Annotated in this window: 19 protein-coding genes; 7 read left to right on the top strand and 12 right to left on the bottom strand. The window is 71.6% G+C overall.

Translation table 11 applies throughout. The features are described 5' to 3' along the window. The first annotated feature begins 26 nt into the window (after positions 1-26). The gene (locus C3E78_RS13105; protein WP_108579080.1) at positions 27-239 is read left to right on the top strand and encodes a PLD nuclease N-terminal domain-containing protein; all 213 of its coding nucleotides are present in this window, start codon (positions 27-29) and stop codon (positions 237-239) included. Here C3E78_RS13105 and C3E78_RS13100 read toward each other — a convergent pair. The 5 genes from C3E78_RS13100 to C3E78_RS13080 are packed head-to-tail and all read right to left on the bottom strand — an operon-like array spanning position 236 to position 4966. Next, complete coding sequence (locus C3E78_RS13100) at positions 236-1312, bottom strand: zinc-binding dehydrogenase (protein WP_108579078.1); 1077 nt, start codon at positions 1310-1312, stop codon at positions 236-238. The genes C3E78_RS13105 and C3E78_RS13100 overlap by 4 nt on opposite strands. Continuing rightward, complete coding sequence (gene phnE / locus C3E78_RS13095) at positions 1309-2130, bottom strand: phosphonate ABC transporter, permease protein PhnE (protein WP_108579075.1); 822 nt, start codon at positions 2128-2130, stop codon at positions 1309-1311. Before phnE ends, C3E78_RS13100 begins: the two co-directional genes overlap by 4 nt. Further along, complete coding sequence (locus tag C3E78_RS13090) at positions 2127-2891, bottom strand: phosphonate ABC transporter ATP-binding protein (RefSeq protein WP_108580889.1); 765 nt, start codon at positions 2889-2891, stop codon at positions 2127-2129. The genes phnE and C3E78_RS13090 overlap by 4 nt, the downstream gene beginning before the upstream one ends. Before the next feature lie 5 nt (positions 2892-2896). Beyond that, positions 2897-3817, bottom strand: a complete 921-nt coding sequence (locus C3E78_RS13085) for a phosphate/phosphite/phosphonate ABC transporter substrate-binding protein (protein WP_108579072.1) — start codon at positions 3815-3817, stop codon at positions 2897-2899. 18 nt (positions 3818-3835) lie between these two features. Beyond that, positions 3836-4966, bottom strand: coding sequence for a TIGR03364 family FAD-dependent oxidoreductase (locus tag C3E78_RS13080; protein ID WP_235833620.1), 1131 nt, complete (start codon positions 4964-4966; stop codon positions 3836-3838). 165 nt (positions 4967-5131) lie between these two features. Between C3E78_RS13080 and C3E78_RS13075 the strand changes: the two genes are divergently transcribed. Genes C3E78_RS13075 through C3E78_RS13065 form a run of 3 tightly spaced genes read left to right on the top strand, consistent with a single transcriptional unit; the run spans position 5132 to position 7498 of the window. After that, positions 5132-5890, top strand: coding sequence for a GntR family transcriptional regulator (locus tag C3E78_RS13075; protein ID WP_168217180.1), 759 nt, complete (start codon positions 5132-5134; stop codon positions 5888-5890). Further along, positions 5887-6606, top strand: a complete 720-nt coding sequence (locus tag C3E78_RS13070) for a phosphonatase-like hydrolase (protein WP_108579068.1) — start codon at positions 5887-5889, stop codon at positions 6604-6606. Before C3E78_RS13075 ends, C3E78_RS13070 begins: the two co-directional genes overlap by 4 nt. Positions 6607-6637: 31 nt before the next feature. Continuing rightward, positions 6638-7498 (top strand): EamA family transporter, encoded by an 861-nt coding sequence (locus tag C3E78_RS13065; protein ID WP_108579066.1) that lies wholly within the window; start codon positions 6638-6640, stop codon positions 7496-7498. Here C3E78_RS13065 and C3E78_RS13060 read toward each other — a convergent pair. From C3E78_RS13060 to C3E78_RS13045, 4 genes are all read right to left on the bottom strand, one after another. Then, entirely contained in the window at positions 7457-8008 is a 552-nt protein-coding gene (locus C3E78_RS13060) for an SRPBCC family protein (protein WP_108579064.1), read from the bottom strand. The genes C3E78_RS13065 and C3E78_RS13060 overlap by 42 nt on opposite strands. Positions 8009-8113: 105 nt before the next feature. Beyond that, positions 8114-8725, bottom strand: a complete 612-nt coding sequence (locus C3E78_RS13055) for a hypothetical protein (protein ID WP_108579062.1) — start codon at positions 8723-8725, stop codon at positions 8114-8116. Then, positions 8722-10062 carry an MFS transporter gene (locus tag C3E78_RS13050; protein WP_199906820.1) on the bottom strand — a complete coding sequence of 447 codons (1341 nt, stop codon included), beginning with the start codon at positions 10060-10062 and terminating at the stop codon, positions 8722-8724. The genes C3E78_RS13055 and C3E78_RS13050 overlap by 4 nt, the downstream gene beginning before the upstream one ends. Positions 10063-10113: 51 nt before the next feature. After that, complete coding sequence (locus C3E78_RS13045) at positions 10114-11127, bottom strand: hypothetical protein (RefSeq protein WP_108579061.1); 1014 nt, start codon at positions 11125-11127, stop codon at positions 10114-10116. A 60-nt stretch (positions 11128-11187) separates the two neighbouring features. On the opposite strand from C3E78_RS13045, the gene C3E78_RS13040 reads away from it, so the two are divergent. Next, on the top strand, positions 11188-11781 hold the full coding sequence (locus tag C3E78_RS13040) for a TetR/AcrR family transcriptional regulator (RefSeq protein ID WP_108579059.1): 594 nt from the start codon (positions 11188-11190) through the stop codon (positions 11779-11781). Positions 11782-11804: 23 nt separating this feature from the next. On the opposite strand, the gene C3E78_RS13035 is transcribed toward C3E78_RS13040, so the two are convergent. Next, entirely contained in the window at positions 11805-12149 is a 345-nt protein-coding gene (locus C3E78_RS13035; protein WP_235833619.1) for an HNH endonuclease, read from the bottom strand. Positions 12150-12208: 59 nt separating this feature from the next. On the opposite strand from C3E78_RS13035, the gene rnhA reads away from it, so the two are divergent. Together rnhA and C3E78_RS13025 are read left to right on the top strand one after the other, a co-directional pair. Further along, complete coding sequence (gene rnhA, locus C3E78_RS13030) at positions 12209-12667, top strand: ribonuclease HI (RefSeq protein WP_205657205.1); 459 nt, start codon at positions 12209-12211, stop codon at positions 12665-12667. 46 nt (positions 12668-12713) lie between these two features. Next, a complete protein-coding gene (locus C3E78_RS13025) occupies positions 12714-12908 on the top strand; it encodes a hypothetical protein (protein ID WP_108579053.1) in 195 nt (64 codons plus the stop codon). Between the two features lie 49 nt (positions 12909-12957). On the opposite strand, the gene C3E78_RS13020 is transcribed toward C3E78_RS13025, so the two are convergent. Next, complete coding sequence (locus C3E78_RS13020) at positions 12958-15078, bottom strand: DEAD/DEAH box helicase (RefSeq protein ID WP_108579051.1); 2121 nt, start codon at positions 15076-15078, stop codon at positions 12958-12960. A gap of 303 nt (positions 15079-15381) precedes the next feature. After that, positions 15382-16647: a YibE/F family protein gene (locus C3E78_RS13015; protein WP_159085894.1), complete on the bottom strand. Its 1266-nt coding sequence runs from the start codon at positions 16645-16647 to the stop codon at positions 15382-15384. Positions 16648-16654: the final 7 nt, after the last annotated feature.

Here is a 16654-nt window from a genome sequence, read left to right as displayed (position 1 = left end):
GGAGGGGCAGGCGATAGCGTCGGTCCATGGCTCAGAAGAAGTGGTCGGACCTCACCATCGGACAGCGACGAGCTCTCGGCGTGGTGGGCGCCGTCGAGGTGGTCCTGACGGCTGCGGCCTGGCGCGACCTGGCTCGCCGGCCCGCCCGCGAGGTCCGCGGCCCGAAGGTCGTGTGGGCGCTGGCGTCGTTCGTGCAGCCCGTCGGTCCGCTGCTGTACTTCGCCAAGGGCCGACGCTAGGGGACGAGCGGGTCGTCGAGCGCCACCCCAGCATCACGCGGGACGAGCGACGTACGGGGTGCGCCACCGCGTCGGGCCACGGCGATCGCGTCGTCGATGCGGTCGATCCCCATCGGTGGCGACACCAGGGCGGCGAGCAGGTCGCGATGCTTCGTCCGCACCAGGAACGACACCGCCTCCTGCAGGTCGACAGACGTGTAGTTGTGGCTGCCGATGATCGTGGTGAGCGACCGGACGACCGACTCCGGGTCGATGGCGACTGCCGGACCCGGGGACACCGAGCCGACGAGGGCGACGCGACCACCGACCCCAGCGACGCCGATCGCGCCCTCGACCGCGCTCGGCTGCCCGGACAGCTCGAGCACGACGTCGGCACCATCGGGACCGACGACCTCACTGAGGTCGTCCGGGTGGCAGGTCCGGGATGCGCCGAGCTCCGCGGCGAGCCGGCGTCGTGAGGCGTCGACGTCGCAGGCGATCACCGTGGTGATCCCCATGTCCACGGCGTAGGCCACGGCCGTCAGCCCGAGCATGCCGCACCCCATGACCACGACGACCTCGTCCTCGGCGCTGAGGCCGACCCGACGAGCGGCGCCCGTCACCGTGGCGGTCGCGCACCCGGCCGGGGCGAGGAGCGCTGCGGGCGCATCCTCGGGAACGACGACGACGCCTGTTCCCGGCAGCAGATGGACGTGGGTCGCGAAGGAGCCGCTGAGGGCCCAGCGGTCCTCGATCCGCTCGTGCCCGTACTTGCGCACGTCGGTGCACTTCTGCGTCAGGCCGCGCCGGCACCGGCGGCACTCACCGCACGCCGTGCCGATCGTCCACACGACCCGGTCGCCCACCCGTGCGGGGGCGTCGGGCCCCGCCGCGACCACACGACCCACGGCCTCGTGCCCGAGGACGGTGGGCACGGGGGTGCTGCGCCGGCCGGTCACGGTGTGCAGGTCGCTGCCGCAGATCGTCGCGAGCTCGACCTCGATCAGCAGCTCGCCTGCGTCCAGCTGTGGCAGGGGGAGCTGCAGGGTGCGGAAGCCCTCGCCGGACCAGACTGCTGCGGTGGCCGTGCTCATGCGTTCAGCCGCTTGCGGACGGCGCCGCTGAGCAGGTCGACCGCGACGACCATGACCAGCACCATGAGGATGTACGTCATCATCTCGTCGAACCGGAACAGCGAGATCGACTGGTTGATGAGGAAGCCGACACCACCGGCGCCGACCAGTCCGAGGACCAGCGAGGACCGCACGTTGACGTCGAGGCGGTACAGCAGGAGCCCGACGAACTGGGGGACGACGCTGGGCAGCACGACGTGGGACGCGATCTGGGCGCTCGATGCCCCGGCGACCCGGAGGGCGTCGATCGGCCCGGAGTCGATCTCCTCCATCGACTCGGACCAGAGCTTGGACATGACGCCGGTGTTGTGGCAGATGAGAGCCAGGACGCCCGCAAACGGACCGAGGCCGACCGCGGTCACGAAGACCAGGGCGAACACAATGTCGGGAACGGCTCGAAGGAACGACATCACGGACCTGGCCGCCTGGTAGATCACCGGGTTGCGGGACGTCGTCCGGGCACCCAGCACTGCGAGCGCGAGAGACGTCGGGATTGACAGGGTCGTGCCCATCAGCCCGATCGCGAACGTCACGAGGCATGCGTCGATGCCGGGACGGACGACCGCGTTCCACGCCAGGTCCGGCGGCAGCGCGTCGCCGAGGAAGCTGACCATGCCGTCCCAGCCCGACGCCAGCGCAGCCAGCGAGAAGTCGGTGGCCAGCCAGGCCCACACGTGCAGGGCCACCAGCCCGGCCGCTACGGCGCTGCCCGCGACGAGGCCGAGCCGGCCGCGGGGGCGGGGCGGGACGGCCATCCGTGGCTGCGTCAGGATCGTCATGCCGCGCCTCGGTCCGCTGCGTACAGCTGGCCGATCAGGTCATCGGTGACGTCGCGCGGCGAGCCGGTGAAGTCGATCCGGCCGTGCATGAGCCCCACGATCCGGTCGGAGTGTCGACGTGCCAGGTCGGGCTGGTGCAGGACTGCTGCGACGGCGATCCCGTCGTTCGTGAGCGACCGCAGCAGCGTCATGACCTGTTCGGCCGCCGCCGGGTCCAGCGCCGAGACCGGCTCGTCGGCGAGCAGCACCGGGGCGCGCTGGCACAGGGCCCGCGCGATGGCGACGCGTTGCTGCTGGCCTCCGGACAGCCGTCCGGTGCGGTCATGGGCGCGATCAGCCAGTCCGACCCGGGCCAGGCACGCCATGGCCTCCTCGCGCACGTCGTTCGGCACCGCCCAGGTCGACCACGAGTGTCGCCAGGTCAGCCGGCCGAGGGCGCCCGCGCACACGTTGTCCAGGACGCTTCGTCTCGGCACCAGGTGGATGCCCTGGAACACCATCGCGGCGCGCCGTTCGACGGGGGCGCCCTCGATCTGAACGACACCGGCCGACGGTGTCTCGAGGCCGACGACGCACTTCAACGCCGTCGACTTCCCCGATCCGTTGGCGCCCAGCAGCGACACGAGCTCGCCGGCCGCGACGTCGAGGTCCAGGCCGTCGAGCACGACCCTGTCGCCGAACGTCTTGCTCAGGCCGCGGATGGTCAGGGCAGGGGCGACGGGGATCGCGGCGATCGGCGGGAGCGGCTCGGTCGTTCGCATGACGCTCACAGGTCGTCCGTCGTCAGGCCGAGCGTCTCGGCCAGGTCGAACAGGGGCTGGTACGTGGACTTGTCCACGGCCAGCAGGGGTCCGGCCGGATCGACGTCGAGCAGGCTGCCGGCCTTGGCGACGGCCGCGGCCGGCAGGTCCAGCAACGCGTCCTTGACGGCCTTCTTGAACTCCGGCGAGGCGGACCCGGCCACGGTGATGGGGTCGTTGGGGATCGGGTCGGACTGCCAGATCTGCGTGTAGTCGGCCTCGTCGAACTGTCCCTCGGAGGTGGACGTCGCGAGCTGCTGCGAGTTGATCTCCGCTGCGTCGACCTTGCCGTGGGTCAGCGCGAGGAGCGCCTCGGGGTGGCCGCCCGCGTACGTGATGTCGAGGTCCGACTCCTTGATCCCGGCGTCCGCCAGGGCCTGCCGCGGCAGCGCGTCGCCGGAGGTCGATCCGGGCTCGGACAGGGCCAGGCTCTGTCCCTTCAGGTCGTCGATCGAGGTGATGGGCGACCCCTTCTTGACCCAGATGCCGCCGTTGTACGTCGACAGCTTGCCGTCGGACGTGCCGAACGAGGCCACCGGCTCGGCCCCGGCCTCCTGGCTGGCGAAGACGTAGCCGAGGGGGCCGAACACGCCCAGGTCGAGCTTGCCGTTCTTCATGGCGAGGACCTCGGCCGCGTAGCTGTCGACGACAGTGATCTCGACGGGGCAGTCGAGCTTCTCCGACAGCGCCTCGCCGACGACCTTGAAGGCCGGCGTCAGCTTGGCGGGATCCTCGAAGGGCTCGACCCCGAAGCGGATCTTGCCGTGGGGGCAGGTGGCGTCGTCCGCGGACGAGGCCGTGGACGATCCGCCGCAGGCGGCGAGGGTGAGTGCGGCGGTCAGGGCGAGGGCACCGGTGATGGCGCTGCGGGTACGGCTGATGGTCATGATGGCTCCTGGGGGTGGCTAGAAGAGGTCGGACAGGACGGTGGGGGCGAGGCCGAGGGCGGTGGTCATCCCGATCCCGGAGGTGACGGCGACCAGCCGGACGGCCGGCTCCGGGGCCTCGATCAGGAAGTCGGTCTGCGGCGACGAGGCGTAGACGCCGCTCCAACGACGCAGCACCGTCAGGTCGGTGCCGAACAGGCGAGCCCCCTCGCGGAGGAGCAGCTGTGCGTCCTGCTCCTCGTTGAACGGCAGGGGCGTCGTGGCGTAGTGGTGGGTGTCGCCGAGGACGATCGCGCCGTCGGGACGTTGCGTCAGCATGAGGTTCATCTCGACGTCGAGCAGCTCGGGCTGGTCGGTCGCAAACCTCTGACGCACGGCATCGGCCGCCGCGGTCGACGCCATCGCCCCGTAGCGCAGCATCGACAGGCCCGTCAGGACGGCCGGCTGGATCCGGACCCCACCGGGGGGCGCGACCTCGAGCATCTGCAGCCGACATCGCGTGACGGCTCGTGCGTCCGCGAGATCGGGATACAGGCGGTCGATGTCGTGGCCCGTGGCGACCACGACGCGACGTGCCGTCACCCGTCCGCGGGAGGTGCGCACGGTGGCGGAGCCGCTCGTCCCGCTCGCCTCGATCGACGCGACCGAGCTCCGCCAACGAAAGTCCACGCCCTCGTCCGCCAGCCACCGGGCGATGGCCGCCGGCGCGGTCCGCGGGTCCACCCGGAGATCCAGTGGCAGATGGGCGGCAGCGACGACGTCGCGACCGCCGATCGGCAGGTCCGACGCCTCGTCGCGGTCGAGGAACCGCACGTGATCGGCACCGCGTGAGGCGGCCAGCTCCTCGAGAACTGCGCGCTCGTCGTCGGCGCGTGCCAGCACCAGGGTGCCGCACTCTCGGACGTCGAACCCTGCCTTGCGCCCGAGCTGCAGCCAGCGTTCGCGGGCCACGAGCGCGAGCTCCAGGGCGCGGCCGGTCTGAGCGGTCGTGCAGATGTGGCCGAAGTTGCGGATGGACGCGCCGACGGCGCGCTCGTCGCGATCCAGGACCACGACGGTGAGGCCGCGGGTGACCGCGTCGTAGGCGTGGGCCAGGCCGACGATGCCGGCTCCGACGACGGCCAGGTCGTAGGTGGGGGAGATGTTCACGTCACCCACGCTGGCCAGGGGCAGCACAGCCGGTCAAGGGATGTCGGCAACTTGTATAGACAAGTTAACCGGTCGTTCACGTTGCGGTTCTGGAAGTGTCGCCCCGGCCTCTGGCAGGGTGGGACGCAAGCAGGCACCCTGTTGTCTGATCAAGAGGAGGGTCGCGTGAGCGTTCCGATGAATGTGGCCGTGGCGCAGGAGCTGCGCCAACAGATCGCGGACGGCCGACTCGCGGTGGGCCAGCAGATCCCGTCCGAGACGGTCCTCTGCGCGAGGTTCGGGGCCTCGCGAGGGACGGTGCGCGCTGCCCTGGCGACCCTCCGCCACGAGGGCCTGATCTCCGGCGGCAGGGGACGCAGTCCCGTCGTCCGTGAAGCGGTCGCCCCGCAGCCGTTCGAGACGTTCATGTCCTTCACCGCGTGGGCCGAGAAGATCGGCCGCACGCCCGGGCAGCACACGATCGAGATTGCCCGCCGCGGCGCCTCGGCCGTCGCCGCGCAGACGCTCGGCATCGGGGAGGGCGACCCGGTGGTCGACGTGCTGCGACTGCGCACCCTCGACGGGACGCCGGCGATGCTCGAGCGCTCGAGCTTCATCGAGCCGGTCGGGCGCCTGCTGTTCGACTTCGACCCCGACCACGGCTCGATCTACGCCTACCTGATGTCCCGTGGTGTCGACCTCAGCGAAGGGCGCCACACGATCGACGCCGTCGCGGCTGACGAGGTCGACGCGATGCACCTCGACATCGAGCCCGGTGCGCCGCTCCTGCGTGAGCGCCGTCGCGCCGTGGACAGCACCGGTGCGTGCCTGGAGTACGCCGACGACCGCTACCGGCCGGACCGCGTGGCGTTCACCATCGACAACGCCCAGCCGACCGGCGTGGGCGTCCAGCCAGACCTGCGCATCATCAAGGAGACCTCATGAGCACCCGCACCATCGACCTCGCATGCCTCGACATGGCCGGCACCACGATCGACGAGGGCGGACTGGTCTACGTCGTGCTCGAGTCGACCGTGGCGGAAGCGGCCGGTCGTGACGTCCCGCCGGAGCTGCTCGCACGCTGGAAGGGCACCTCCAAGCACGGGGCGATCGAGGGGCTGCTCGAGGGTCTCGGGGCGCCGCACGACGAGGCTGCGGTCGACGCGGTGTTCGCTGCGTTCCGCGCGCGTCTGATCGCCACCTACCGGTCCTCCCCGCCCGCGCCGATCCCCGGCGTCATGGAGCTCCTGGCCGACCTGCGGTCCGACGGCGTGCGTGTCGCGCTGCAGACCGGCTACTCACGAGACATCGCCTCGGCCATCCTGGACGGCCTCGGCTGGACCGTGGGTCCGGGACCCGCTGACACGGTCGACGCCATCGTGACGTCCGACGAGGTCGCGGCCAGCCGCCCCGCTCCGTACCTGATCTTCCACTGCATGGAGGCCACCGGCGTCGTCGACGTGCGACGCGTGCTGGTCGCCGGGGACACGCCGAACGACGTCCTCGCCGGGCACCGTGCCGGGGCGGGTGTCGTGGTCGGGGTGCTGACCGGCTCGTTCGACGCCCAGGCCCTCTCGGACGACCCCGGCACCCAGGTCCTGCGGAGCCTGGCAGATGCGGCCGAGCTGACCGTGCGGGGCGGGACGCTGGTCCAGGCGTGATCGGGCCACGCACGATCGTCCAGACGGCCCGATGACCACGACCGCGCTGGCGCTGGTCCTCAGTGCAGCGGTCGCGCACGCGGCATGGAACATCGTGGCCCACGGGGTCAGCCACGTGGGACTGCCGTTCCTGTGGTGGGGCGCGCTCTCCAGCACGGTCGTGTGGATCGGTCTGGTGCCGGTGACCGGCGGCACCGGTGGCGGATGGCTCCACCTGCTCGTCGCGGCCGCGGTCTCAGGGGTGCTCCACACCTTCTACATGGTGGTGCTGCAGCGGGGGTACGCCCGGGGCCAGGTGTCGACCGTCTACGCGACGGCACGCGCCACTGGTCCCGTCGTCACCTGCCTGCTGGCCGTGCTCCTCTTCCAGGAGCGGCCCGGTGTGCTCGCGGTGGTCGGGGTGCTCGTCGTCATCGGCGGAGTGGCAATCATCGCGCTGGTGGACGCGAACCAGTCGGTGGGCGCGTTGCTGCGCGACCCGGCCATCCTCTACGGCCTGCTGACCGGGCTCTCGATCGCCGCGTACTCGCTGTGGGACGCGCACGCCGTCCAGGAGTGGAAGGTGTCGCCCGTGGCGTTCATGGTCGGCTGCACGGCAGCCGAGCTCGTGCTCTACGCCCCCGCTCTGCGCGGCAGGGGCGAGCAGCTGCGTGCAGCGGGCCGACAGCATGTGGGGCGGATCGTCGCGTTCGGGGTGCTGTCGCCGCTGGCCTACATCCTCGTGCTCCTCGCGGTGCAGCGAGCGCCGCTGTCCCTGGTCGCGCCGCTGCGGGAGATCAGCGTCGTCCTGGTCAGCCTGTACGGGGTCGCGGTCCTTCGCGAGGCGCGGCCCGTGGCGAAGGTGGTGGCGTCAGTCGTCGTCGTGGCGGGCATCGCGCTGCTCGCCAGCTGACCCCGCCGTCCGATCCGTCCCACGGGACTCGCACATCTCCTTGAGCCGGTCGAGCCAGGTCGCCAGTGACACGGTGAGGTTGGCCCGCAGGCCGTCCGGGTCGGCCTCGACGGGCGGCCCGGACCACGACTCGGTGGTGTGCACGACCACGCCCTCGTCGGTCGGGGTGAAGGTCCAGACGTGGATGCCGTGGATGCCCTCAGCCGGACCGGCCCAGACGATGCGGCTGTTCAGGACCACCTGCGTGATGGTCGAGGTGATGTCGAGGCCGTGGGTCTGCCACTCGAACGTGCTCCCGGGCTCGACCGCGCCGTCGAGCCGGGCGCTGGAGACGTCCGGCTGCCAGCTGGGCCAGGCGTCGATGTCGGTGTGACAGCGCCAGACGACCGGCAGTGGCGCGTCGATCGTCCGGGACAGCTCCACCAGCACGGGCGCCTCCCGATCGACGTCGAGGTCGCGCGGACGGCGGCTCGACCGGTGGCCGTCGGTGTCGGGGGCGGGCTCGGGCATGGGTGGCGCTCCTTCGACGGTGTCGTCTCCCCGGGCCGTGCGGCCGTGGGCGGCCCGGTGCGCACCATTATCACCGGGAGACCCGAACGAATCCATCGATCGCGGTCACAGCAGGTTGCGCAGGCGGGCGAGCAGGGACTCCTTGACCGCCTCGGTGACCGCCGCCTCGACCTGGCGCTCCAGGTCGTCCTGGTCGTCGAGGTTCGCGAGGAGGGCGCGCAGGTCCAGGTCCTCGATCGCCCGCTCGAGCACGTCGTCGGTCCTCAGTGCCCGGTTGATCACGGAGTCCGGCACGAGGCGGATCGCCCGCTCGAGCAGCCCGTTCAGGTTCGCGGAGTCGAGTGCCTCGTCGACGAGGTCCGAGGCGGGCGGCAGGGAGCCGTCCTTCTTCATCTGCCGGACCGCGGACAGCAGGCCGGCGCGCAGCGCGTCGATCTCGGCGTCCGTGCGCGCGCCGGACTGTGCGAGCTCGAGCGTGAGGGCCTCGCGGGTGACGCCCAGCCGGCACGCGGCGTCGTTGACGCCGAGCAGCACCAGGCGCTCGGTGAGTCCGTCGATGCCGTCGGCGCGCGAGGTGGCGGTGCGTTCGGCGCACGGATCGGCCGGGCGCAGGGGCTCGTACGTCCCGCCGCCGTTCGCCAGCTGGACCCCGATCACCCCGCAGACGAGCAGCACCGCCGCGAGCGGGAGCGCGATCCAACGGGGCGGGGCGGTCATGCCGTCCTCCGTCGCAGCCGGATCGAGCTGAGCAGCGCCAGCAGGGCGATGCCGGCCCCGATCAGGAAGGAGTCCCGGAACGCCCACGTCGCCGCGCGCTCGAGCTGCGCGTCGAGGTCTCGCTCGAGGCGATCGGTGGCGGGACGGTCCTGAGGGGCGACGTCCAGCGTGGCGAACGCGCTGTGCAGGTCCGGGACCTGTCCCTGTTGGTCCGACAGCGCGTCGCCGAGCGCCTGGGCGACGGCGATCTTGTCCTCGGGTTGCAGCGGTGAGTCCAGCACCAGGGACGTGATCGCCTCCTGTGCGGGCTGCTCGGCGTCCCGGAGGTCCGCGGTGAACACCGGCGTCAGGACCGCCAGGCCCAGCACGACGCCCACGTGCCGGGCGCTGATCGTCCAGCCGGCGTGCCGGGCCCGGGGCAGCCGCATCTCCATGGCCTGGGACGTCAGACGGTCCACCGTCAGCCCGAGCCCGAGGCCCACCAGCGCCTGTGGCGCGATCGTCCAGACCAGGTGGGCCGACGGAGGGACGGCCAGCCCGACGAGCCCGCCCGCGACGAGGAAGCAGCCCACCGCGACCTCGACGTCGGGCGGAGGCCGCAACAGGCGTACGAGCGGACGGGCGCCCAGCGCCGCGAGCGGCACGACCGACACCGTCACGGCCGCGGTGGCGGGGGAGCGGCCCCAGCCCTCGACCAGCAGCAGGACAAGCAGGAACAGTGCCGCGGTGAGGGCGGCCGACATCAGGGCGAGGGTCACGTTCGCCCGCACGGCGGGCCGGTGCCGGTCGCTCGCCCGGGGTGGTGCGGACGCCACGCTGAGTGCGGCGGGAACGGCGAGCAGCGCGAAGGGAACCTGCACCACGAAGATGGCCTGCCACGAGATCGCCTGGGTGAGCAGGCCGCCCGCGACCGGTCCGGCGGCGGTCCCGACCACACCGGCGGTCACCCAGGTCGCGATACCGCGGCGCTCGCCCCGCACCTCGACCAGCTGCTCGAGGCACCCGATCAAGGCGAGAGCGCCGCCGACGGCCTGCACGCACCGCGCCACGATCAGCACCTCGATCGAGTCCGCCAGCGCGCACCACGCGGACGCGCCGGCGAACACCGCCACGCCCACGGCGCTGAAGACCCGAGGCTGCACGCGGGAGAACGCAGCGGCGGCGGGGACCGCGGCCATGCCGAGCACGAGGTTGTACGCGATGAGCACCCAGGCGACCTGGCCGACGGACGCGTCGAGGTTGCGCAGGATGTCCGGGAGCGCCAGCGTGACGACTGCCGAGTCCGCGAGCACCATCGCCACCGTGACGGCGAGCAGGGGAGTCACGGCACGACGCACCCGGACATCCTCGCAGCGCGCCCGACCGAGCGCGAGTCGCCGTCGGAGGGGTCACGCAGCGGCGTGCGTGGCCTCCTTCTCGAGCTCGAACGCGGGCACCGGGATCGGTGAACGGTCACGGTTGTGTCCCAGCGCGATGAGGGCCGCGCCGCCCAGTGCCCACGCGGCCAGGACGAGCCACTCCCGCAGTGCCGACGCGTCCGGGAAGTAGCTGAGCTGACGGATGAGGGAGCTGCCTGCGCCGGGCACGAGGAACTGCCCGATCTCGCCCCAAGGGCCGGCGATGAACTCGCGCGGCTGGGTGGCGCCCGAGATCGGGTTGGCGATCAGCAGCGTGGTCGCGATGCCCACCGCGATGCCGGCGCGTCCGATCAGCGCGGTGCAGCCGACGACGAAGGCGGACGTGGCCAGCATTGCGAGGCCGAGCGCCGCTGCCTCGAGCCAGAAGTTGCCCTCCAGGATGCCGAACCAGGTCTGCATCACCAGGGCCGCGGCCACGCCGGCGACGACGCCGTAGACGACGAGCGCCGCCAGCCGCCTCGTCACGCCGACCACCAGGACCGAGATCAGGAGGCCGCCGATCAGCCCGCCGAGGACGATGGGCAACGACGCTGCGGTGAGACCGGATCCGTTCGGGTCGTCGGACGACAGTGGCACGACATCGGTCACCGGTGACGCCGTGCCCGAGGCTGCCGACATCTCGGCCGCGACGCCGCGCAGCATCTGGGCGGCCACCGGGCTCGCGCCGGACGCGATCAGCGTCCCGTGGGGCTCGCCCAGGACCAGGGCGCCGTAGACGTCGCGGTGCTCGATGGCCCGGATCGCCGCGGCCCGGTCGGTGACCTCCTCGAGCTCAAGCGGGCCGCCGGCCTTGGCGACCTGCGCCTTGACGGCGGCGACGGCGCCCGGGGGGCCCGTGACCGCGACCGGGAGGTCCTTCGGCGACGACGTGGCCACGGGCCACAGGAACGCCAGGACGACGAGTCCGACGATCAGGCCTCCGGCGGTGCCGAAGGCGGCGGTGAAGCTCCAACGAGTGTGCGGCGACTGCGCTGTCGTGATCATGGGTGCCCCCAAAAAGGAATGTTTGTTCTTTTAGAATAAAGAACGTCTATTCTTTTGTCCATGCCCAAGGTCTCCGATGCCCACCGCCACGCCCGTCGAGACGAGATCGCGCGCGCCACGCTGCGGTGCATGCGGCGGCAGGGGCTCTCCGGCACGACGATGGCGGACATCATCGACGAGTCCGGCCTCTCCGCCGGAGCCATCTACGGCAACTTCAGCAACAAGGCCGAGCTCATCCGTCACGTCGCCGCGCAGGTCCTCGATGGCCGGGCCCACAGGATCGATGCGTTCACGGCTGCCGACGGGCCCGGGCACCCGTCGCCGGCACAGATCGTCGAGCTCGCGCTCACCTCACTCATCGACGACGACGTGCCGTTCGAGGTCTTCGTCCAGTTCTGGGCCGAGTCGTCAGTCGACGCCGAGATCCGCAGCACGGTGCAGGAGTTCACGGGCCAGCTCGAGCAGGTCTTCGTCCGCGCCATCCGGCCGTGGTGCGACCAGCGCGGGACGGATCGCGCTGACCGCGCGAGCGCCGAGGCGCTGGCGCCCGTGATGATCGCGATCTGCCACGGGTTCATCGTGCGCGCCGCGGTCAGCGGCGACCTGGATCCGCCGACGTACGTGGCGGGAGCTCGTACCCTGCTGGCCGACTGAGAGAGTAGGACCCCGTCGGCCGCTCAGCCGGCAGCGGTCACCGCACGCAGGATCTCGACCTGGCGCAGCAAAAACCTGCCCTCGTCCAGCTTCTTGCGGCGCAGCCAGCTCGTGACCTCGAGGTTCCACTTGCTGGCGTTGCACGAGGCGCAGGCCGGCACGACGTTCGTGAGCGTGTAGCGACCGCCGCGCGAGATCGGCAGCATGCAGTCCTTCTGCAGCTTCGCCCCCTCGGCCCCGCAGTACGCGCACCCGCCCCAGGCGGACGTGAGCGCGGCCCACTGCTCGTCGGTGAGGTCGTGGTCGACCGCGGCCATCCGGCGTTGGCGGCGTCGGGCGTACCTGGCGGTCCGACTGCGAGATGGCACACGCCGATCGTACGGCGGGGGAGCGCCGGCGAGCGGGACCGCCGCGGCAGGATGGACCGGTGAACGACGAACTACCGGTCATCATCCACACCGACGGCGGCTGCACCCCCAACCCTGGGCCCGGCGGATGGGGTGCCCTGCTGCGGCAGGGCGACCACGTCCGCGAGATGTTCGGCGGCGAGCCCACCTCGACGACGAACAACCGCATGGAGCTGACCGCGCCGATCATGGCGCTGGAGGCGCTGACCCGGCCGGTGATCGTCCACCTGCACACCGACAGCACGTACGTCCGCAGCGGCATCACCCAGTGGGTCGCCGGTTGGGAGCGCAACGGCTGGCGCACCGCGGCCAAGCAGCCGGTCAAGAACGTCGACCTGTGGCAGCGGCTCCAGGCCGCGTGCGAGCGGCACGACGTGGAGTGGTTCTGGGTCAAGGGGCACTCGGGTGTCGCCGACAACGAGCTGGCCGACGAGCTCGCCACCAAGGGCATGCTCGAGGCGATGACGTCGGCGGTCTGAGCCGCTGCGCAGGTTCAGCCGAACGGCCCTGGGGTACATCAGCGTCATGACTGACCCCACGCACGCACGTAACGACACCGACGACACCACCGCCGACGAGGACGGGCAGCTGGCCAACCCCGGACCCGTCCCGGCTGCGCCCGAGGACTCCAGCGACACCGGCGAGGGACGCCCCGGCGACCTGGCCGCCGAGGCCGGCCCCGACCAGGACGATGACGGCGGCGTCCTGGGCGGAGAGTGACCCACGACGTCATCCCGCGCGTAGCGCGTACGCTGCGCGCGGGATGACGTCAGGCGCGGGCCTCGAGGGCGTCGGTGAGGAGCGCGACCAGCGCCTCGAGCTGGATGTCGGCCGACGAGGAGACCTCTTCGTCCGAGCCGTCCAGGGCACGGGCGGCGAGGCCGGCCTTGCTGTCGATCAGCTCGGCGATCTTGCCGTCGATCGTGTGCGCGGCGATGATCCGCCACGCCGTGACGGGCTCCTCCTGGCCGATGCGGTGGACGCGGTCGATGGCCTGCGTCTGCTCCGCGTCGGTCCACGACAGCTCGGCCAGGACGACGTTGGACGCCACCTGCAGGTTGAGGCCGACACCGGCCGCGGTCAGCGAGCACACCACGATCTCGACGTCCTCGTCGTTCACGAACGCGTCGATGTTCTGCTGGCGCACCTTCGGGCTCTGGTCGCCGCGGATCGAGGAGTAGCGGATGCCGCGCTTGGCGAACGTCTCCTCGGCCACGTCCATGACGTCGATGTGCTTGGCGAAGAAGACGACCTTGCCCACGTTGCGGGCCAGCTGCGCGGCGTAGTCGGCGGCGAGGCCTGCCTTGGCCTGGCCGATGCGCCGCATCATGCCGAACACGTTCTCGCCGGTCTTCTCGTCGTCGCTGTCCTCGCGCTCCCAGCGGGCGACGCTGCGGACCAGCTCGTGGTCGATGCCGTCGACCTTCGCGCGGGACGTCCGCGTCTCGAGCGCCGTGTCGTAGCGCGCGACCAGGCGGCGGGCGAGCTCGCGCTCGGAGTCGCGGATCGAGCGCCCGACCGCGTCGTCGAGCTCGACCGGGAGGTCGGCGATGCGACGGGCGGGGATGTCGGCGGCCACGTCGACCTTGCGGCGTCGCACGATGCCCATGCTGATGACGCTGCTGCGGGCGGCGGAGTAGAAGCCGGCGTCCGCGGGGGTCAGCCCGGTCTCCTCCAGCTTGTCCATCAGCTCGGCGAGGGGCTTCTTGTCGTCGATCCAGCCCAGGAACTGCCAGATCGCCCGGAAGTCCTCGATGTCGTTGATGAGCGGGGTGCCGGTCAGGGCCATGAGCAGCGGCCGGGCCGTCCGGGAGCGGATCCGCTCGGACAGCTCCAGGGCGTGCTTGGAGCGCTGCGAGGACTTGTTCTTGATGAAGTGCGCCTCGTCGACCACCATGCCGCGGAAGCCGAAGTCGCCGAGCCAGCCGACGTGCCGATCCAGCACCTCGTAGTTGACGATCACGATGTCGGCGAAGCCGTCGATCGAGTCGCCGTCGCCCTGGATGACCGTGGCCTTGCGGTTCGGCGTCCAGATCTCGGCCTCGCGGGCCCAGTTGGTCTTGACGACGTTCGGCACGACGACCAGCAGCGGGTACGCGTCGGCGGCGTGCGCGGCCATGAGCGCCTGGGCGGTCTTGCCCAGGCCGGGCTCGTCGGCCAGCAGGAACGTGCGGTGGCCCTCGGCCGCGGACGCCACGACCTGCGCCTGGTGCGGCATCAGCTCGAGGCCGCCGGGCGTCATCAGGAAGCCGGGCTCGGGCAGCGGCATGCACGAGGACGCGCCGCCGTACTCGAAGGCACGGAACAGCGGTCCGAGCAGCTCCCACGTGGAGAGCCGCTTGGGACCGGAGTGGCGCTGCTCGACCGCGGAGAAGTCAGGTGCGAGGAAGGGGTTCGCCAGCTGGCGGGCGATCACGGACTGCGGGACGATCCGGCGCTCGGCGGCCGCCGGTGTCGAGGGCTCGTCGGACGCCTCCTCCTCCGCCTGCTCGATGCCCGCGGCGTGCAGCATCTCGGTGCGCAGCGTGTCGGCGGCGTCGGTGAAGACCGCGTGCTCGTCGAGCAGCGGGTAGACCGTGGGGTCGAGCGCGACGGTCTGGGCCAGGATCGTGGCGACGCCGTCGAGGCGCTTGAGCTGCTCGGCGCGGTGCGCCTCGGTCATGGTCTTGTCGGCCTTGACCCGGTTGCGCTCCTCGCGGACGAGCACGGCGACGACCTGGAACTTGGTCCGGCCCGACGGTGACAGCGGCCCGCGCTGGGCCTTCGCCTCGACCTCGCGGACGGCCCGCGCGAGGACGCGGATGATGTCGCCCTTCTCGAGGGGTCGGGCAGTGCGCTGGCGGGTGGCCGTCCGGGTCGATCCGGACTGGCGCTGGCCTCGTCGAGCCAAGGGTTCCTCCTGGGGAGAGCCGGGCGGGTGCCGGGCGTGTCGCGGTACCGGATCTGCTCGTGGACTCGTGACGACGGCGGTCGGAGCGGCGTGGCCTCTCCGAGATGCGACTCACCGCGGTGCCCGCCGAGGAGCTGGCCGGCGAGCAGTGGTCATACGGCGAGGCGCTGGTGGAACGGGGCGTCGCGTCACGGTCCTGAGCAGTCAATGTCGCTCGAGGAGCGACGGTAGCTGCGATTCAGTGCTGGCTCCATGTTACCCCGTCGGGTGGTGCATCGTCCCGAAAGGCGGCCAGATGTCTGCTCAGCGGCCCCGCGGCCCGGCGTGGGCTCCCTGCGGCGGGACGGCAGCGGGCTGGTCGCCCACCGTCGCGGCCGGCTCCTCGTCGATCCGCGGCGGGGCCAGCCACACCGCGAACAGCGTCGTGATCGGGACGGCCAGCACGAGCCCGATCGCGCCGACGAGCGTGCGGACGATCTCCTGGCCGATCTCCTCGGTCGTCGCGATGTCCGCGAGGCCGCGTTGGTACGCCGTGGCGAGCAGCAGGACCGTCATGGCCGATCCGGCGTACGCGAACACCAGCGTGTAGACGCTGGACGCGATGTGGTCGCGGCCGATGCGCATCGCGGACGCGAACAGGGCGCCGCCACGGGCGGCCGGCTGCAGCGCTCGCATCTCCCACACCGCGCTGGCCTGCGTGACCGTGACGTCGTTGAGCACGCCGAGCCCGGCGATGACCATCGTCCCGGCGACGATGCTCGACAGCGAGATGTTCGGCACGGTGGCGATGAGCCGCTGGTCGTCCTCGGACCCGATGCCGCTCAGCTGCGTCCACCCGGTCGCGGCGACCCCGATCAGTGCGGTCGCCGCGATGCCGACCAGCGTCCCGAACAGCGCGGACGTCGTCCTGATCGAGATGCCGTGCGCGAGGTAGAGCACCACGATCATGATCACGGTCGACCCGACGATCGCGACCAGCAACGGCGACTCGCCGGCGAGGAACGCGGGCAGCATGAACTTGGTGAGCGCCAGCAGCGTGACGCCGATGCCGACCAGCGCGAACAGGCCGCGCCAGCGGGCGACCACGACCACGAGCACCGCGAAGATCGCTGCGAGGGCCGTCAGCGGGGCGCCGCGGCGGAACTCCAGGAACTCGTACGACGCGGGCTGGCCCTCGGGCTCGATGCGGATGAGCTGGATGTCGTCGCCAGGATCGATGCCGGCCCGGTAGCGGGACGCGTCGAGGTCGAACGTGGCCTTGCCCTCACCGTCGACCGACGCCGTCACGTGGGCGCAGTCGCCGGCCACCTCGACGGTGCCGTCAGGCCCCTCGCCGCCGCTGTTGCAGTTGAACGGGTCGACCTTCGTCACGGTGGCGTTGATGGTGCTGACGCCCTCGGCACCGTACGGGTTCTGGTCGCGCGGAACCTGATCGGAGTCCGGCCAGAGGGCGACCATCGCGGTCACGGCCACGACGGCGATCGCCAGGACGACGGCCCCCAGGACGATCGAGAGCTGCCGGCGCGGTGGGCCGTGGTCGGGAGTCAGGTGCGCGTGAGAATGTGCCACGATGAAA

Origin of the sequence: Aeromicrobium chenweiae (assembly GCF_003065605.1) — a bacterium.
Classification (GTDB): domain Bacteria; phylum Actinomycetota; class Actinomycetes; order Propionibacteriales; family Nocardioidaceae; genus Aeromicrobium; species Aeromicrobium chenweiae.
The sequence above is the reverse complement of the archived record's forward strand: the minus strand, read 5'-3'. Positions and strand labels throughout refer to the sequence as shown.

Excerpts from the sequence above, each read along its gene's own strand:
- C3E78_RS13105 (WP_108579080.1), top strand. The coding sequence starts at position 27 with ATGGCTCAGAAGAAGTGGTCGGACCTCACCATCGGACAGCGACGAGCT.
- C3E78_RS13100 (WP_108579078.1), bottom strand. The coding sequence starts at position 1,312 with ATGAGCACGGCCACCGCAGCAGTCTGGTCCGGCGAGGGCTTCCGCACC.
- phnE (WP_108579075.1), bottom strand. The coding sequence starts at position 2,130 with ATGACGATCCTGACGCAGCCACGGATGGCCGTCCCGCCCCGCCCCCGC.
- C3E78_RS13090 (WP_108580889.1), bottom strand. The coding sequence starts at position 2,891 with ATGCGAACGACCGAGCCGCTCCCGCCGATCGCCGCGATCCCCGTCGCC.
- C3E78_RS13085 (WP_108579072.1), bottom strand. The coding sequence starts at position 3,817 with ATGACCATCAGCCGTACCCGCAGCGCCATCACCGGTGCCCTCGCCCTG.
- C3E78_RS13070 (WP_108579068.1), top strand. The coding sequence starts at position 5,887 with ATGAGCACCCGCACCATCGACCTCGCATGCCTCGACATGGCCGGCACC.
- C3E78_RS13065 (WP_108579066.1), top strand. The coding sequence starts at position 6,638 with ATGACCACGACCGCGCTGGCGCTGGTCCTCAGTGCAGCGGTCGCGCAC.
- C3E78_RS13060 (WP_108579064.1), bottom strand. The coding sequence starts at position 8,008 with ATGCCCGAGCCCGCCCCCGACACCGACGGCCACCGGTCGAGCCGCCGT.
- C3E78_RS13055 (WP_108579062.1), bottom strand. The coding sequence starts at position 8,725 with ATGACCGCCCCGCCCCGTTGGATCGCGCTCCCGCTCGCGGCGGTGCTG.
- C3E78_RS13045 (WP_108579061.1), bottom strand. The coding sequence starts at position 11,127 with ATGATCACGACAGCGCAGTCGCCGCACACTCGTTGGAGCTTCACCGCC.
- C3E78_RS13040 (WP_108579059.1), top strand. The coding sequence starts at position 11,188 with ATGCCCAAGGTCTCCGATGCCCACCGCCACGCCCGTCGAGACGAGATC.
- C3E78_RS13025 (WP_108579053.1), top strand. The coding sequence starts at position 12,714 with ATGACTGACCCCACGCACGCACGTAACGACACCGACGACACCACCGCC.